The organism is Nocardioides sp. HB32, from assembly GCF_054058995.1.
In genome coordinates, this window is the sequence record NZ_JBSSBS010000001.1 from 4,072,142 (window position 1) to 4,087,735 (window position 15,594).

Consider the following 15,594-nt stretch of genomic DNA (forward strand, 5'->3'; position numbering starts at 1 on the left):
GCGCCCAAGGCTAGCCGCTGGGCCTCGCGTCGAGCAGCGACGGGCCCCGCACCACCTTGATGTTGAAGTCGGAGCCGCCGAGCGCGAGGGCCGTCCGCACCCAGAGCGGGAGGAACATCTCCGCGCCGCGCGCCGTCTCGAGCCCGCCGAGGTCGATCACGTCGGTGTGCCCGAGCTCGCGCAGCAGCCCCACCACCGTGGCCTTGGCGTGCTGGTCGTCACCCGAGACGAAGACCGTGGTCTCCTCCCCCAGCCGGGCCGGGTCGACCATCACGGCGCTGTTCATGGTGTTGAGGGCCTTCACGACCCGGGCCTCCGCGTGGGCTCGCTGGATCCGCTCGGCGAGCGAGTCGTCGTCCTTCACGAAGAGCCGGGGCGGGAACCCCTGGCTGTGGTCGAGCGGGTTCGAGATGTCGAGCAGGACCCGACCCGCCAGCCCCTCCCCGACCTCGGCCAGGACCCCTTCGGCGACGTCGCCGCCGAGCGCGTTCACGACCAGGTCGGCGTCGGCCCCCGCATCGGCGAACGCGACGAGCCGGACGCCGGGGTGCGCCGCCGCCCAGCCCGCGTGGTCCTCACGGCCGGAGGTCGCCTCCGGGTCCCGGGTCGCCATCGTGACGTGGTGGCCGAGGTCGTCGAGGCGGCCGGCGACAGCCCGGCCGACCGCCCCGGTGCCGAGCACGGAGATGTCCATGGCGGCGAGCCTAGGAGCTCAACCGCGCTTGAGGTCAACGCTCACTCGACGGGCAGGCCGAGACCCCGGGCGATCAGCATCCGCTGCACCTCCGAGGTGCCCTCCCCGATCTCCAGGACCTTCGCGTCCCGGTAGAACCGCGCGACCGGGTACTCCTCCATGAAGCCGTAGCCGCCGAACACCTGGGTGGCGATCCGGGTCGCGGTCACGGCCGACTCCGTGGCGTAGAGCTTGGCGACGGCGGCCGCCTGCTTGAAGTCCTTCACGGGGGCGCCGCCGTCCTTCATGGCCGCGGCCCGGAAGGTGAGCATCCGGCTGGCGTGCAGCATCACCTCGAGGTCGGCGACCTGGAAGGCGACTCCCTGCTTGCGCCCGATGGGCCCGCCGAACGTCTGCCGGTCCCCGGCGTACGCCAGGCTCATCTCGAGGCAGGCCTGGATGCAGCCGACGGCGAGCGCCGCGATCGCGACCCTGCCGTCGTCGAGCGTGGCCAGGAACTGCGCGTAGCCGCGGCCACGCTCACCGAGCAGGTTGGCCTCGGGGACCCGCACGTCCTGGAAGGACAGCGGGTGGGTGTCGGAGGCGTGCCAGCCGAGCTTGTCGTAGGCCTTCTCGGCGATGAAGCCGGGCGTGCCGCTCGGCACGATGATGGTGCTGATCTCGGGCCGGCCGTCCTCCCGCTCGCCGGTGCGCGCGGTGACCGTGACCAGGCTGGTGATCTCGGAGCCCGAGTTGGTGATGAACTGCTTCGCGCCGTTCACGACCCACTCGCCGTTCTCGAGCACCGCCCGGGTCTTCGTGGCGCCGGCGTCGGAGCCCGCGCCGGGCTCCGTCAGCCCGAAGCCGGCCAGGGTGGTGCCGGCGACCAGGTCGGGCAGCCAGGCCTGCTGCTGCTCCGCGGTGCCGAAGGTGAGGATCGGGTTGATGCCGAGGCCGACCGCGGCCTCGAGCGTGATGCCCATCGACTGGTCGACGCGACCGATCTCCTCGATCGCGACGCAGAGGCTGGTGAAGTCGCCGTCCTCGCCCATGCCGCCGAACTCCTCGGGAGCGGTCAGGCCGAACAGGCCGAGGGCGCCCATCTTCCGCACCACGTCGACCGGGAAGTGGTGCTCGCGGTCCCACTGCGCGGCGTGCGGCGCGATCTCCGCCTCGGCGAAGTCGCGGACGGTACGGCGGAACTCCTCGTGCTCGCGGGACAGCTCGAAGCCTGACTGGGTGCTCATGTCGCGCATGCTAGCCCGACCGGTTAGCGATTGTTAACCTCGCGGTGCGACATGGCCCACACGCCGGGGCGGGCCCGCTGGCGATACCCTGCCCCGCGGAGATCCCTCCCTTTCCCCTCGCAGGAGCAGGAGTCGCAGGTGCCGGACACGAAGCCGCTGCAGAAGGTCCTGATCGCCAACCGCGGCGAGATCGCGGTCCGGGTGATCCGGGCGTGCAAGGACGCCGGCATCGGGAGCGTGGCCGTGTACGCCGATCCCGACCGCGACGCGCTGTTCGTGCGGCTCGCCGACGAGGCACACTCCCTGGGCGGGGCCACCCCGGCCGACTCCTACCTCGACATCGACAAGATCATCGCGGTCGCGGAGAAGACCGGGGCCGACTCGGTGCACCCGGGCTACGGCTTCCTGGCGGAGAACGCCGGATTCGCCCAGGCCGTCATCGACGCCGGCCTGACCTGGATCGGTCCGCCGCCGGCGGCCATCGAGGCGCTCGGCGACAAGGCCAAGGCCAAGCACATCGCGGTGAAGGCGAACGCGCCGCTCGCGCCCGGCACCAAGGACGCGCTCAAGGACGCCGACGAGGCGGTGGCCTTCGCCGAGGAGAACGGGCTGCCCATCGCGATCAAGGCTGTCTTCGGCGGCGGCGGGCGCGGCCTCAAGGTCGCGCGCACCCTCGAGGAGATCCCGGACGCCTTCGAGTCCGCGGTGCGCGAGGCGGTCGGCGCCTTCGGCCGCGGCGAGTGCCTGGTCGAGAAGTTCCTCGACAAGCCCCGGCACGTCGAGACCCAGTGCCTGGCCGACCAGCACGGCAACGTCGTGGTGGTCTCCACTCGCGACTGCTCCCTGCAGCGCCGCAACCAGAAGCTGGTCGAGGAGGCGCCCGCGCCGTTCCTGACCGACGAGCAGCTGACCGAGCTGTACGAGTCCTCCAAGCGGATCCTGAAGGAGGCCGGCTACTACGGCGCCGGCACCTGCGAGTTCCTGGTCGCCCAGGACGGCTCGATCTCGTTCCTCGAGGTCAACACCCGGCTCCAGGTCGAGCACTGCGTCTCCGAGGAGGTGACCGGGATCGACCTGGTGCGCGAGATGTTCCGCATCGCGGCCGGCGAGGAGCTCGGGTACGACGACCCGGAGATCCGCGGCCATTCGATCGAGTACCGCATCAACGCCGAGGACGGCGGGCGCAACTTCATGCCGGCGCCCGGCACCCTGTCGGCCTGGAGCCCGCCGAGCGGCCCGGGGATCCGGCTGGACGGCGGCTACGAGAACGGCGAGACGATCCCGGGCTCGTTCGACTCGCTCATCGCCAAGCTGATCGTCACCGGCCGCGACCGCACCCAGGCGCTGGAGCGCTCGCGGCGCGCGCTCGACGAGTTCGTGGTCGACGGCATGCCGACCGTGATCCCGTTCCACCGCGCGGTGGTCTCCGACCCGGCGTTCGTCGGCGACGGCGAGAGGTTCGACGTCTACACGCAGTGGATCGAGACGGACTTCGACAACCAGATCCAGCCCTACGCCGGCGACTCCGCCGAAGCCGAGGAGGCCGGCGAGCGCCAGAGCGTCGTGGTCGAGGTCGGTGGCAAGCGGCTCGAGGTCGTGCTGCCGGGCGGCCTCGGTGGCCTGGCGGCCGCTCCGGCCGGCGGGGCGAAGAAGCCGAAGCGCACGGCCGGCAAGAAGTCCGGCGCGGCCGCCAGCGGCGACGCCGTCACCAGCCCGATGCAGGGCACGGTCGTCAAGGTCGTCGTCGAGGAGGGCCAGGAGGTCGCCGAGGGCGACACCGTGGTCGTCATCGAGGCCATGAAGATGGAGCAGCCGATCAAGGCGCACAAGGCCGGCACCGTGACCGGCCTGCAGGCCGAGGTCGGCCAGACCGTCGCCAACGGCGCGGTCATCTGCGAGCTGAAGGACTGAGCTCCCCCGGCCCGAGCCGCGCGCGTGCGACGACGGCCCCCGGGATGATCCCGGGAGCCGTCGTACGCCGGTCGGTCGGTCAGTCGGTCACCACCGCCTTGAGCACGTCCACCTTCGCGGCCGAGCGAGCCGGGCCGACCGCGGCGACCACGCCCGCCACTGCGGCGAGGGCGAGGTAGACGAGGATCTGGACGACCGGGACCGAGACGGACTTGATGCCCTCGTCCTTCAGGACCTGCGAGAGCGCCAGCCCGATGCCGATGCCGAGGACCGCACCGCTCACGGCGCCGATCAGCGAGATCACCGCCGACTCCCAACGGACCATCGCCCGGACCTGGCCGCGAGTCATGCCGACCGCACGGAGCAGGCCCAGCTCCCGGGTGCGCTCGAAGACCGAGAGCGCCAGGGTGTTGACGATGCCCAGCAGCGCGATCAGGACGGCCAGGGCCAGCATCACGGTGACCAGGGTCAGCAGGTCGTCGATGAACCCGCTGGCGACCTTCTGGAAGCCGGCCTGGTCGAGCACCTGCGCGTCCGGGTGGTCGGCCAGGGCCGCGTCGATCGCGTCCTGCACCTGACCCACGTCGGCACCCGTGGCCACCGTGACCAAGGCCGTCGACACCAGTTGCGGGCCGGCGAAGGCGCGCTGCTCCGCAAGGCTGATCACGTAGTCGTCGCCGATCCAGCCCTTGGCGTCGTAGATGCCCACGATCCTCAGGGTGTGGTCACCGCTCTGGGCGAACTGGGCCGTGACCGTGTCGCCGAGGCTCCAGCCGTGAGACGTCGCGGCCGACTTCGCGACGACGACGCCGTCACGACCGAGGTCGGTGAACGAGCCCTGCGAGAGCTCGAGGTTCATGACCTCGTTCGCGTTGCTCGGGTCGATCGAGGAGTAGCTCGACGACGCCCCTTCGAAGTGCGCCTCGCCCCAACCGCTGGCCGAGACCTCGGCCACCCCGTCCACGGCCGCCACCGCGTCCACGACCGACGGGCTGAAGCCCGGCGCCTGGGCGCTCGAGGTGGCGACGTACAGGTCGGCGTCGGTCCGGTCGTCCAGCACGTCGCCGAACGACGTCTTCAGCGAGGACGCGAACACACCCATGCTGACGACCAGGGTCAGGCCGATCATCAGCGCCGCGGCGGTGGCCGACGTACGGCGCGGGTTGCGCGTCGCGTTCTGCCGCGCAAGCTCGCCCGGCATGCCGCGGAGCGTGAGCGGTGCCGCGATCGCGGCCGCGAGCGGACGCACCGCGAGCGGCAGTGCGACCAGGACGCCGACCATGACCGCGAGCAGCCCCAGCCCGAAGACCCGGAAGCTCGCGTCGCCGTACAGCGAGGCCAGCATCCCGCCGACACCCGCGGCGAGGACGGTCACGCCGATGACGGCACGTCGCATCGACGGCTTCTCGGCGCCGGGCGTCGACTCCCGCAGCGCCTCGACCGGCAACACCTTCGTGGCCCGGCGGGCGGGCACGAGCGCGGCGACGACGGTGACGCCGGTGCCGACCAGGATCGATGCCCAGATGGCGTTGGTCGGGACCTGCAGGGTCGTGAACGGCAGCGCCAGCCCCACGGCGTCCATGAGCGACTTCAGCCCCTTGGCGACCAGCACGCCGAGCCCGATCCCGGCTGCCGACGCGGCCAGGCCGAGGACGAGTGCCTCGAGCAGCAGGCTGCCGAGTATCTGTCGCCGACGAGCACCGATCGCACGCAGCAGGGCGATCTCCCGCGAGCGCTGCGTGACGGTCATCGTGAAGGTGTTCCAGATGATGAACGAGCCGACGAAGAGGGCGATGGCGGCGAACATGCCGAACACCATCCCGACGATCGCGAAGCTCGACTTGGTCGCGGCGGCGTTCTCGGCCGCGACGGCCTCGCCGGTGACCGCCTCCGTGCCCTGCGGGATCACCGCGGACAACCGGTCGGCCAGCTCGTCCTGGGACACGCCGGGGTCGGCGCTGACGTCGATGCTGTCGAACTCACCCGGGCTGCCCAGCACCCGCTGAGCCGTCGCCGTGTCGAAGTACGCCGACGTCGTGCCGCCCAGGTCGGTGATGCCGTCGCCGTACCCGACCGTGCCGACGACGGTGAACTCCTGCGTCGGCCCCTGGAACAGCACCTTGATCGTCGAGCCGACGGCGATGTCGTGGTCGTCGGCGCTCGTGCCGTCGATGACGACCTGGTGGGGACCCTTCGGAGCATGGCCCGACAGGAGCTCGACGTCGCCGAGCAGCTCGTCGTCGGCCGGCATCGAGTAGCCGTTGGTCGGTGCGCCACCGTTGGTGGTGATCGCCCTGCCGTCGTTGTCGGTCAGGAGCGCATAGCCGCTGACCGAGCCCTCGGCCGCGCGGACGCCGTCGACCTGACGGACCCGGTCGAGGACCGAGGCCTTGATCGGGCCGCGGTCGGTGCCGACGCCCTCCGTGGCGGTGAACGGCGCCTCGGCGCGGACGACCGCGTCGGTGCCGGCGGAGATCTTGCCGAAGAGCATGTCGAACGCGATCCCCATCGTGTTGGTGAGGATCATGGTGCCGGCGAGGAGCGCGACGCCCAGGGTGATCGACATGGTCGTGAGGAAGAGGCGCAGCTTGTGCGCCACCATGTTGCGGATGGTTGCGGTCAACATCGCTCAGCCCCCCAGGCGCTTCATGTGGTCGAGGACGCCCTCGGCCGACGGCTCGCTCATCTCGTCGACGACGTGGCCGTCTGCGAGGAAGATGACGCGGTCGGCGTAGCAGGCGGCGCCGGGGTCGTGGGTCACCATGACGACCGTCTGCCCGAGGTCGTCCACCGCGCTGCGGAGGAACTTCAGCAGCTCGGTCCCGGAGCGGGAGTCGAGTGCGCCCGTCGGCTCGTCGGCGAAGACGATGTCGGGACGCGAGGCGAGTGCCCGCGCCGCGGCGACGCGTTGCTGCTGGCCGCCGGACAGCTCCGAGGGACGGTGCCCGAGGCGGTCGGTGAGGCCGATCGTCTCGACGATCGAGGCGACCCAGTGCGGGTCGGGGCGGCGCCCGGCGATCCGCATCGGCAGCACGATGTTCTCCGCTGCCGTCATCGTCGGCAACAGGTTGAAGGACTGGAAGATGAAGCCGATCCGGTCGCGGCGCAGGATCGTGAGCGCCTTGTCGCGCAACGAGGTGATCTCGGTGTCGCCGAGGTGCACCGTGCCGGACGACGGCCGGTCGAGGCCCGCGAGCAGGTGCAGCAGCGTCGACTTGCCGGAGCCGGACGGGCCCATGATCGCGGTGAATCGACCGCGGTCCAGTCCGACGCTGACGTCGTCGAGCGCGGTGACGGTCGCCTCGCCGACGCCATACGCCTTGCTGAGGTGCTCGGCGCGGGCGGCGAGGTGGGCACCGTCGGCCGCGCCGGGGAAGCCGGCGGTGGTCGGGGCGGTGGCGGTGGGGGTCATGGCGATCTCTCCTTGTCGTTGCACTCCGGTCGGAGGGCATGCATCGAGGACACCGCGTGCCGAGTGCCGGGCGGGATCGGGCTGAGCGCCCCACCAGGGGCGCTGGCCGCGCGCTTCCCGGGGCTGCCCGTACGGCTGGCCCCACCCCCGGCGTTCGGGTTCCTCCCTCCCTTCGGAGCGGCCGAGCGCGCAGACTGCTGGCATGACCCCGCTGCTGCGTCGGCGCGGCCGGCGCGAGCTGCTCGCGACCGGCCTGGTCGGGACCGGGCTGACCGCCTTCGTCGTGCTCGTGTACGTCGTGGTCGTGCTCGGCGGCGGCGCCCTCCTCGGGCGCACCTCCTCCCCGAGCCTGGGGCTGTCCGTGCTCGCCACCGCCGTCGTCGCCGTGGCGTTCGACCCGGTGCAGTCCCGGCTTGACCGCTGGGTGTCCCGGGTCGTGCTGGGCGGCCGGACCTCGCCGTACGAGGTGGTGCGGCGGTTCACCACGACGCTCGCCGGCCAGCACCCCGACAAGGAACTGCCCGAGCGGATGGCCCGCGTGCTCGCCGACGGGACCGGCGCGGAGTCCGCGCAGGTCTGGGTGGCGATCGGGGACCGGTCGGTCCTCGCGGCCACCTGGCCGCCGACGCACGTCGCCACCGCCGGATCGGTCGCGCGGCGGGTCCCGGTGCGGCACGGCGACGACGTGCTCGGCGCCCTGGTCGTCCGCGAGCACCCGGGCGTCGCCCTGACCCGGGTCGAGGAACGGCTGTTCGCCGGACTCGCCGACCAGGCCGGGCTCGTGCTGCGCGGCGCCCGGCTGCGCACCGAGCTCGAGCTCCGGCTGGCGGCGCTGTCGACCCGCGCGGAGGAGCTGCGGACCTCGCGTGAGCGGCTGGTCGACGCCCACGACGCCGAGCGGTGGCGCCTGGAGCGGGACATCCACGACGGCGCCCAGCAGCACCTGGTCGCGCTCGCGGTCAACCTGCGGCTCGCCGGCACCCTCGCCACCCGCGACCGCGACCGTGCCGACGCCCTTCTCGCCGAGCAGGAGGTGGCCGCCTCCGACGCGATCACCACGCTGGTCCGGCTCGCCCGCGGCATCTTCCCGCCGCGCCTCGAGGCCCTCGGCGTCGCCGAGGCGCTCCGGCCGGCCGTCGCCGCGCTGGGACCGACGGTCCGGTTGCGGGCCGACGGGGTCGGCCGCTACGCCCCGGCGATCGAGTCGACCGCGTACTTCTGCTCCCTCGAGGCGCTCCAGAACGCCGCCAAGCACGCGCACGCGACGTCCATCCAGGTCGTCCTGGTGGGCACCCCGACGAGGCTGGAGATCAGCATCGAGGATGACGGCTGCGGCTTCGACCCGGGCACCGGCAGCCGCGGCGCCGGTCTCACCAACATCCGCGAGCGGGTCGAGTCCGTCGGCGGCTCGCTCGTCGTCAGCTCGGTCCCGGGGCTCGGCACCCGGATCCACGCCGTCCTGCCGGGCGGGGGCACGACGTGAGTGCCTCCCGCGCGGCCCGTGCACTGGCCTGGCTCACCGTCGTCCTGGTCACGCTCGACGTGGTCATCTCGGCGCAAGCGGTCCAGCTCTGGTCCGAGACGGCGGTGGCCGTGCACGGGTTTCCGTTCATCCACGGCGCGGTCGTCGGCTCGGCCGTCATGGGTGCGCTGATCGTCGCGCGCTACCCGGGGCACCCGATCGGCTGGCTGCTGAGCATCGTCGGCACCGCTGGCGCCGTCTCCCTCGTCACCGAGGCGTACGCCTACTGGGTCCAGGAGGGCGATGGGCCGGGCTCGGCTTCGCTCGGCGGCGTGGCCGCCTGGGTGTCGACGCTGACCGGCGGTCAGGTCGAGATCGCGGGGCTGGCGCTGATGTTCCTGGTCGCCCCGGACGGGCGGCTGCTCTCTCGGCGCTGGCGGTACGCCGTGTGGGTGACCGGGTTCGGCGCTCTGCTGTGCATGCTGGCCGTGCTGTCGGTGCCGCCGACGGAGTTCCGGCTGTACACCGACGGCCACCAGCTGGGACCGGCCCGACTGGTGGCGCTGAACGTCGGGTTCCTGTCGATCCTCGGCTGTCTCGTCGCCTCGGTCGTGTCGATGCTGATCCGCCTGCGCCGCAGCACGGGCGAGCAGCGCCAGCAGCTCCGGCTGATCGCCGTGGCGGCCGCGCTGCCCACGTTCGGGGTGATCTGGCTGCTCGTGGTGCAGGGAGGCAACGGTGACGAGCAGACCTGGGCCGCGTCGCTCCCGCTGTTCGTGTCGTACTTCCTGCTCCCGATCCTCTTCGCGATCGCCGTGCTGCGACACCAGCTCTACGAGCTCGACGTGATCATCAACCGCACGGTCGTGGTCGTGGCCGGGATCGCCTTCGCCGCCGCCGGCTACACCGTGCTCGTCGTCCTGCTGGGCCGGTTGATGGAGGACAACGGGAGCGGCTTCTGGCTCTCGCTCCTGGGGACGGCGGTGGTCGCGCTGGCGTTCCAACCGCTGCGTCGCAGCCTGGTCCGGCTCGCGAACCGCCTCGCCTACGGTCGCCGCGCCCAACCCTACGAGGCGCTCGCCGCGTTCAGCAGCCGCCTCGCGGCCGCCCCACCGCCGGGCGCGCTCCTGCCGGCCGTGGCGGAGACCGCGGCCCGGGCGGTGTCCGGGACCGGAGCCGTCGCCACGCTCGTCGTACCCGGGGCCGACCCACTGACCGGCGTCTGGGGCGACCCGACCGAGCGGTGGGACCACACCCTCCCGGTGCGCCTCGAGGGACGCGTGCTCGGCTCCATCGACGTGGCGCTCCCCCGCGGGCGCGCCCTCGACAGCGGCGACCTCCGGCTTCTCGAGGCGGTGGCCCAGCAGGCCGCGATGGCCTTCCGGAACACGGTCCTCGCCAGCCAGCTCGCGGCCCACGTCGAGGAGCTGGAGCGCAGGACCAGGCAGCTCACGGCGTCCCGGCTTCGCCTGGTCCAGGCCGACGACGAGGCCCGGCGCGGCCTCGAGGCGACGATCGCGCGGGAGGTGCTGCCCCTGATCGCCGACCTGCCGGCCCGGGTCGGCGTGGTCCGTTCGGCGATCGCGGCGGGTGGCCTCGACCCCGGGATCGACCCGCTCGTGGCCGACACGAACGCCGCCCTCGAGTCGCTGCGTGAGCTGAGCAGAGGCGTCTTCCCCGCGCAGCTGTCCCGTGCCGGCCTGGTCCCGGCGCTTGGCTCGATGCTCGCCCGGGTCGACGGCGCGCCGACCCTGACCGTCGAGGGCCTTGCCGGCCTGCGGTTCTCGCCGCGGGTGGAGGCCGCGCTCTACTTCTGCTGCGTGGAGGCCACCCGCCCCGAACACGCGGTGTCCTCCCTGCGGCTCGAGCTCGACGGGCCCGACCTCCGCCTGCGCATCGCCGAGGTCGACCCGCCCGGGCTCGACCTCGTGACGATCACCGACCGGTTGGGCGCCGCCGGCGGGTCGGTCGAGATCGACGGTCGGGTCCTGCTCGTGTCGGTTCCCGCGTCAGCCGTGGTCGCGAAGGCCGTCGCAGGCGTCGAGCCACGCGGCTGAGAGCCGGTCCGGCCCGAGGTCGGCCTTCGCGAGGTACGCCGCGGCGCCGCTGCCCGCGAGATCGACCTGGTCGACGTCGTACGTCGACAGCAGCACGACGACGGGCCCACCGGGGCCCGCGGTCAAGCGCCGGGTGGCCTCGATGCCGTCGATGCCGGGCAGGTTGACGTCCATCAGCACCAGGTCGGGACTCAGCTCGGCCACGGCCGCCAGGGAGTCCTCCCCCGTGGTGGCGGAGCCGACCACGCTGAACCCGTCGGTCGCCGTGACGACAGCGGTCATCGCGCGGCGGAACGGCTCCTGGTCGTCGACGATCAACACCCGTACGTCGCCCACGCGACCACCTCCTCGCCGACATCGTGCCCGTCGGAGAGTGCCCTCGTCAGGGGGGCTGGCCGCAGGCCCGCCGGGGGTTGGCCGCTCACGGAGCCGCCGTACCTCCGGTGGCCTCGAGGTAGGCCAGCACCGCCATCACCCGGCGGTTGACGTCCGCCTCGGTGGACAGGCCGAGCTTCTGGAAGACCGAGCCCACGTGCTTCTCGACGGCGCGCTCGCTCATGAACAGGGCCTTCGCCGTGGCCGCGTTGCTGCGCCCGGCGGCGAGCTCGCGGAGCACCTCGCTCTCCCGCTCGGTGAGACCGCGCAGCGCCGAGCCGGACTCCTGGTTCTTCCGCGCGAGCAGGCCCTCCACCACCCTCGGGTCGAGCGCAGAGCCGCCGCGGGCGACGTCGTGCAGCGCCCGGACCAGCTCGTCGACCTCGCTGACCCGCTCCTTCAGGAGGTACCCGAGACCCTCCACGCCCTCGGACAGGAGCGCGAGCGCGTAGTCCCCCTCGACGTACTGCGAGAGGACGACGACCCCGGTGCCCGGGTAGCTCGCCCGGATCCGCTTCGCCGCGTCGATGCCCTCGGTGGTGAACGTCGGGGGCATCTGGATGTCGGTCAGCACCGCGTCCGGCCGGTGCACGGCCACGGCGCGCAGGAGCGCCTCGGTGTCGGCCGCGGTCTCGACCAGGTCGACCTCGGCCGACTCGGCCAGCAGCCCCGCGACACCCTCCCGCACCAGGTAGTTGTCGTCCGCGAAGACGACGCGCACCGTCATGGGGCCACTGTAGGGCCGCCCGACCCTCAGTCGATCCGCTCGCAGCCGCGGACGTTCTCGCCGGACCGGCAGGTGTCCCGACCACGGCCGGCGCGGATCTTGTCGGTGCCGTCCCCGGCATCGATCCGGTCCGGGCCGTCGCTGCCCCAGATCTCGTCGTCACCGCCGTACGTCGTCGCGTGCAGCCACGTGCCGTTGGTGTGCACGACCTCGGGATCGTCGGTCCCCAGGTACTCCCACTCCATCGCGGTGTAGAGGCCCACGTCCTCGCCGGCGAACGTGCCCCACGTGACCCCGGCGGCGACGATCAGCCCGTCGGCCATGGTCAGCGTCGCGGATGCCGGCCGTCCGCCGGCGCCCGGCCGCGACGGACCCGCGACGGCCACGCTGTCGGTGCCCTCCCCGCCGTCGAGCACGAGGCCCGGCTCGGTCGCGAACCAGCCCGACAGCCGGTCGTCACCGGATCCGCCGTACAGCTCGCTCGGCCCGCCGCCGGTCTGCCAGACGATGTCGCGGCCGGCGCCGCCCTCGAGCACGTCGCTGCCCGCGTAGGCGTAGAGGGCGTCGGTGCCCGGACCGCCGTCGAGGCTGTCGTCGCCGGGGGTGCCGCCGCCGTACTGCGCCTCCCCGTGCATCTCGTCCGCCCCACCGAGGCCGACGAGGTGGTCGTCGCCCGCGTTGCCGACCAGCAGGTCGCTCGCGTCGGTGCCGGACAGGACGTCGTCGTGGGCCGAGCCGAGCAGCCCGACGCCGTAGCAGCTGAAGTCGCATCCCGTGCCGCTGTAGGCGACGACCGTGTCGGTGCCCTGGCCGCTGGCGGTGCCGGCAGCGAGGTCGACGGTCACCCCGGACGCCGCGTTGCCGAAGTCGAGGTCGCCGTGCGAGCCCCAGTTGACCCAGCGACGGTCGCCGCCGACGTCCAGCAGGTCGTCGCCGGGGCCGCCGTCGGGGCGGTCGGCGATGAAGTAGGTGCCGCCCCGGTCGGAGATCCGCGCCTCGCGCTGGCCGTACAGCCGGTCCGCGCCGGCACCGCCCAGCAGCATGTCGGCGCCGTCGCCGCCGCAGACGAGGTCGTCACCACCACGCCCCCGCACGACGTCGTCGCCGTTCAGGCCGACGATGACGTCGGCCTCGGGAGTGCCGACCAGCCGGTCCGCGTGCGGCGTGCCGACGACGGTCGCCGGCTCGCCCTGGCAGGTGGGGACGGGTGCCGCCCCAGCGGGCGACATCGGGACGAGGAGGGCGGCCACCAGGGCGGCGCCCGAGACGGGGCCGAGAGCGCTCATACCGGGGATACGCGCAGACCGTAGGGTCGGTTGCATGCGACTTCGCGAGCCGCGCGAGCGGGTGAGCCCGCGCGCCCGGACGATGTGGGCGCTGACCGCCGCCGCGGAGGGGCTGGTGCTCGTCGTCGCGCTCGCCGTCGCCGGTCCGCTGACCGACTGGCTGCCGCTGCCGTGGTGGTCGGTCCTCATTGTCGCCCTCGTGGTCGTCGCGTACGTCCTCATCGTGCCCTCGTGGCGGTACGCCGTGCACCGCTGGGAGGTCACCGACACGGCCGTCTACACGCAGACGGGCTGGTGGGCGCGCGAGCGCCGGATCGCCCCGATGTCGCGGATCCAGACCGTCGACCACGTCGAGGGGGCCGTGGCCCGGCTTTTCGGCCTGTCGACGGTCACGGTCACCACCGCGTCGGCGGCGGGCGCGCTGGAGATCGCCGGCCTGGAACGGGCCCGCGCCCTCGCCCTCGTCGACGAGCTGACGGTGATGGCCGACAGCGTCCCCGGCGACGCCACGTGAGCTCGACGGCCGACTGGCGGCGGCTCGACCCGCGGATGCTGCTGGTCTACCCGGTCAAGGAGCTGGTCCGGTTCCTGCCGGTGCTGATCGGCCTGTTCATCGCCGGCACGGCGTCGGGTGGGGCCGGCGAGTGGTGGAACGCCGTCGGCGTGCTGATCCCGGTCGGGCTCGGCGTGCTGCGCTACTGGACGACGTTCTTCCGGGTCGCCGGCGGACGCATCGAGCTGCGCCGCGGGCTCGTCAACCGGCACGTGCTCTCCACGCCGCTCGACCGGGTGCGCAGCGTCGACATCACCGCACCGCCCGTGCACCGGCTGCTCGGCCTGACCAGCGTGCGGGTCGGCACCGGGACCGCGTCGACCGACGACGACGAGCAGCTCGTCCTCGACGGGCTCCCGGTCGAGCAGGCCCGCGAGCTCCGGACGGACCTGCTGGGCGCCGGGCCCGCCCCCGAGGTCGACGTGCCGGAGGCGGCTCCGGTGCTGGTGCTCGACCCGTCCTGGGTGCGGTTCGCACCGTTCACGAGTGCCGGCCTGGCCCTCGCCGGCGGCGTCCTGGCCGTCGCCAGCCAGGCGCTCAACACCGTCGGCGGCTTCCAGCGCCTGGACCCCGACCGGATCGCCCACGACGCGGAGGCCTGGTCGCCCTGGGTCGCGGTCCCCGCCGCCCTCGCCGGTCTCGTGGTCGTCGTGTCCGTGCTGTCGATCGGCGGGTACGTCGTCACCAACTGGGGCTTCGCGCTCACCCACGCCGGCGGCGCCTGGCACCTGCGCCGCGGTCTGCTCACCACGCGCGAGACCACGATCGACGACGCGCGGCTGCGTGGCGTCGCCGTCGGCGAGCCGCTCGGGCTGCGCCTGGCCGGCGGCGGCCGCGCCTCCGCCATCGCGACGGGTCTCGGCCGGGGCCAGTCGGCGCTGCTGGTCCCGCCCGCCCCGCGCGACGTCGTGCACCGGGCCGCCGGCGCCGTGCTGCGCACGCCCGGTCCCCTCGACGTGGCGCTCGTCGCCCACGGTCCGCGCGCCCGCACCCGGCGCTACACCCGGGCGGTCGGCCCCGCCGTCCTCGTCCTGCTCGCCGCCGTCGCCGTCGTCCCGCTCCTGGACGCGCCGCTGTGGCTGCCGGTCCTCGCCGCGCTCGGCGTACCGGCCGCGGCGGCCCTGGCCGCGGACCGGGTGCGCGCGCTCGGGCACGCGCTGGTCGGCGGGTACGTCGTGGTCCGCTCCGGCAGCCTCGACCGACGCCGCGAGGCCCTGGAGACCGACGGCGTCATCGGGTGGAACCTGCGCGCGACCTGGTTCCAGCGACGCGCCGGGCTCACCACCCTGGTCGCGACGACCGCGGGCGGGCGGCAGGCCGTCACCGCGCTCGACGTCCCCGAGCCGGCGGCCGTGGCGCTGGCCCGGGAAGCACACCCCGACATGGTCGGCCAGTTCCTGGAGGAGGAACCGGTCCGGACCAGTCGCTGACGTGGCCCTGCCCGGAGCCGCGGTGGCCTAGCGTGGGAGCTCCTCGGGTGCTCGGGCACCTCAGCGCCCCCTGGAGCATCGATGCCGAGCCGAGCCGTACGTCGTCGAGGGCTGGACTGCGCCCTGGCCACGGCCGTCGCGCTGGCCGCGTGCCTCGCCTGGGTCCAGCCCGCCGGGGCGACGTCTGTCGACCTCGCCGACCCGCCCACCGCGGCTGCCACCCGCTCCGGCACCGGGTGCCTGGTCCCCGAGCTCCGCGGGCTCCGCGCCCGCGTCGCCCGGACCGAGCTGGAGTGGGCGAACTGCAGCCTCGGCGCGGTCCGGACCCGGCACGCCGCCGCGTGGAAGCGGGGCTACGTGCTCAGCCAGTCCATCCCCGCCGACACCGTTCTCCGCGCGGGGCACCGGGTGGGCATCACCATCGGCCGCTGACCCGTCTCGCGACGACCACGGGACCGGCC

13 protein-coding genes are annotated in these 15,594 nt (G+C 73.5%); 6 read left to right on the forward strand and 7 right to left on the reverse strand.

The features are described from left to right. Positions 1-10: 10 nt before the first annotated feature. Positions 11-694 (reverse strand): NADPH-dependent F420 reductase, encoded by a 684-nt coding sequence (locus tag ACVW2K_RS20450; RefSeq protein ID WP_457203768.1) that lies wholly within the window; start codon positions 692-694, stop codon positions 11-13. 41 nt (positions 695-735) lie between these two features. Next, complete coding sequence (locus ACVW2K_RS20455; protein ID WP_457203769.1) at positions 736-1,920, reverse strand: acyl-CoA dehydrogenase family protein; 1,185 nt, start codon at positions 1,918-1,920, stop codon at positions 736-738. 138 nt (positions 1,921-2,058) lie between these two features. Between ACVW2K_RS20455 and ACVW2K_RS20460 the strand changes: the two genes are divergently transcribed. After that, on the forward strand, positions 2,059-3,831 hold the full coding sequence (locus tag ACVW2K_RS20460) for an acetyl/propionyl/methylcrotonyl-CoA carboxylase subunit alpha (protein ID WP_028635729.1): 1,773 nt from the start codon (positions 2,059-2,061) through the stop codon (positions 3,829-3,831). A gap of 79 nt (positions 3,832-3,910) precedes the next feature. Here the strand turns inward: ACVW2K_RS20460 and ACVW2K_RS20465 are convergent, their stop codons facing one another. Together ACVW2K_RS20465 and ACVW2K_RS20470 are read right to left on the reverse strand one after the other, a co-directional pair. After that, a complete protein-coding gene (locus tag ACVW2K_RS20465; RefSeq protein ID WP_457203770.1) occupies positions 3,911-6,457 on the reverse strand; it encodes an ABC transporter permease in 2,547 nt (848 codons plus the stop codon). A 3-nt stretch (positions 6,458-6,460) separates the two neighbouring features. After that, a complete protein-coding gene (locus ACVW2K_RS20470; RefSeq protein WP_457203771.1) occupies positions 6,461-7,447 on the reverse strand; it encodes an ABC transporter ATP-binding protein in 987 nt (328 codons plus the stop codon). Here ACVW2K_RS20470 and ACVW2K_RS20475 point away from each other — a divergent pair. After that, entirely contained in the window at positions 7,446-8,726 is a 1,281-nt protein-coding gene (locus ACVW2K_RS20475) for an ATP-binding protein (protein WP_457203772.1), read from the forward strand. The genes ACVW2K_RS20470 and ACVW2K_RS20475 overlap by 2 nt on opposite strands. Then, positions 8,723-10,762, forward strand: a complete 2,040-nt coding sequence (locus tag ACVW2K_RS20480) for a hypothetical protein (protein ID WP_457203773.1) — start codon at positions 8,723-8,725, stop codon at positions 10,760-10,762. Before ACVW2K_RS20475 ends, ACVW2K_RS20480 begins: the two co-directional genes overlap by 4 nt. Here the strand turns inward: ACVW2K_RS20480 and ACVW2K_RS20485 are convergent. From ACVW2K_RS20485 to ACVW2K_RS20495, 3 genes are all read right to left on the reverse strand, one after another. Then, positions 10,715-11,098, reverse strand: a complete 384-nt coding sequence (locus tag ACVW2K_RS20485; RefSeq protein WP_051548549.1) for a response regulator — start codon at positions 11,096-11,098, stop codon at positions 10,715-10,717. The two genes, ACVW2K_RS20480 and ACVW2K_RS20485, sit on opposite strands and share 48 nt — an antisense overlap. Positions 11,099-11,183: 85 nt before the next feature. Further along, on the reverse strand, positions 11,184-11,864 hold the full coding sequence (locus ACVW2K_RS20490; protein ID WP_028635725.1) for a response regulator transcription factor: 681 nt from the start codon (positions 11,862-11,864) through the stop codon (positions 11,184-11,186). A gap of 26 nt (positions 11,865-11,890) precedes the next feature. Further along, positions 11,891-13,150, reverse strand: coding sequence for a calcium-binding protein (locus tag ACVW2K_RS20495; RefSeq protein ID WP_457203774.1), 1,260 nt, complete (start codon positions 13,148-13,150; stop codon positions 11,891-11,893). 34 nt (positions 13,151-13,184) lie between these two features. Here ACVW2K_RS20495 and ACVW2K_RS20500 point away from each other — a divergent pair, with 34 nt between their 5' ends. From ACVW2K_RS20500 to ACVW2K_RS20510, 3 genes are all read left to right on the forward strand, one after another. Next, complete coding sequence (locus ACVW2K_RS20500) at positions 13,185-13,664, forward strand: PH domain-containing protein (RefSeq protein ID WP_036568996.1); 480 nt, start codon at positions 13,185-13,187, stop codon at positions 13,662-13,664. Then, positions 13,661-15,133, forward strand: a complete 1,473-nt coding sequence (locus ACVW2K_RS20505; protein ID WP_457203775.1) for a PH domain-containing protein — start codon at positions 13,661-13,663, stop codon at positions 15,131-15,133. The genes ACVW2K_RS20500 and ACVW2K_RS20505 overlap by 4 nt, the downstream gene beginning before the upstream one ends. Positions 15,134-15,214: 81 nt before the next feature. Beyond that, complete coding sequence (locus ACVW2K_RS20510) at positions 15,215-15,565, forward strand: PASTA domain-containing protein (protein WP_028635722.1); 351 nt, start codon at positions 15,215-15,217, stop codon at positions 15,563-15,565. Positions 15,566-15,594 lie beyond the last annotated feature (29 nt).

Excerpts from the sequence above, each read along its gene's own strand:
- ACVW2K_RS20450 (WP_457203768.1), bottom strand. The coding sequence starts at position 694 with ATGGACATCTCCGTGCTCGGCACCGGGGCGGTCGGCCGGGCTGTCGCC.
- ACVW2K_RS20455 (WP_457203769.1), bottom strand. The coding sequence starts at position 1,920 with ATGAGCACCCAGTCAGGCTTCGAGCTGTCCCGCGAGCACGAGGAGTTC.
- ACVW2K_RS20465 (WP_457203770.1), bottom strand. The coding sequence starts at position 6,457 with ATGTTGACCGCAACCATCCGCAACATGGTGGCGCACAAGCTGCGCCTC.
- ACVW2K_RS20475 (WP_457203772.1), top strand. The coding sequence starts at position 7,446 with ATGACCCCGCTGCTGCGTCGGCGCGGCCGGCGCGAGCTGCTCGCGACC.
- ACVW2K_RS20470 (WP_457203771.1), bottom strand. The coding sequence starts at position 7,447 with ATGCCAGCAGTCTGCGCGCTCGGCCGCTCCGAAGGGAGGGAGGAACCC.
- ACVW2K_RS20490 (WP_028635725.1), bottom strand. The coding sequence starts at position 11,864 with ATGACGGTGCGCGTCGTCTTCGCGGACGACAACTACCTGGTGCGGGAG.
- ACVW2K_RS20495 (WP_457203774.1), bottom strand. The coding sequence starts at position 13,150 with ATGAGCGCTCTCGGCCCCGTCTCGGGCGCCGCCCTGGTGGCCGCCCTC.
- ACVW2K_RS20500 (WP_036568996.1), top strand. The coding sequence starts at position 13,185 with ATGCGACTTCGCGAGCCGCGCGAGCGGGTGAGCCCGCGCGCCCGGACG.
- ACVW2K_RS20510 (WP_028635722.1), top strand. The coding sequence starts at position 15,215 with ATGCCGAGCCGAGCCGTACGTCGTCGAGGGCTGGACTGCGCCCTGGCC.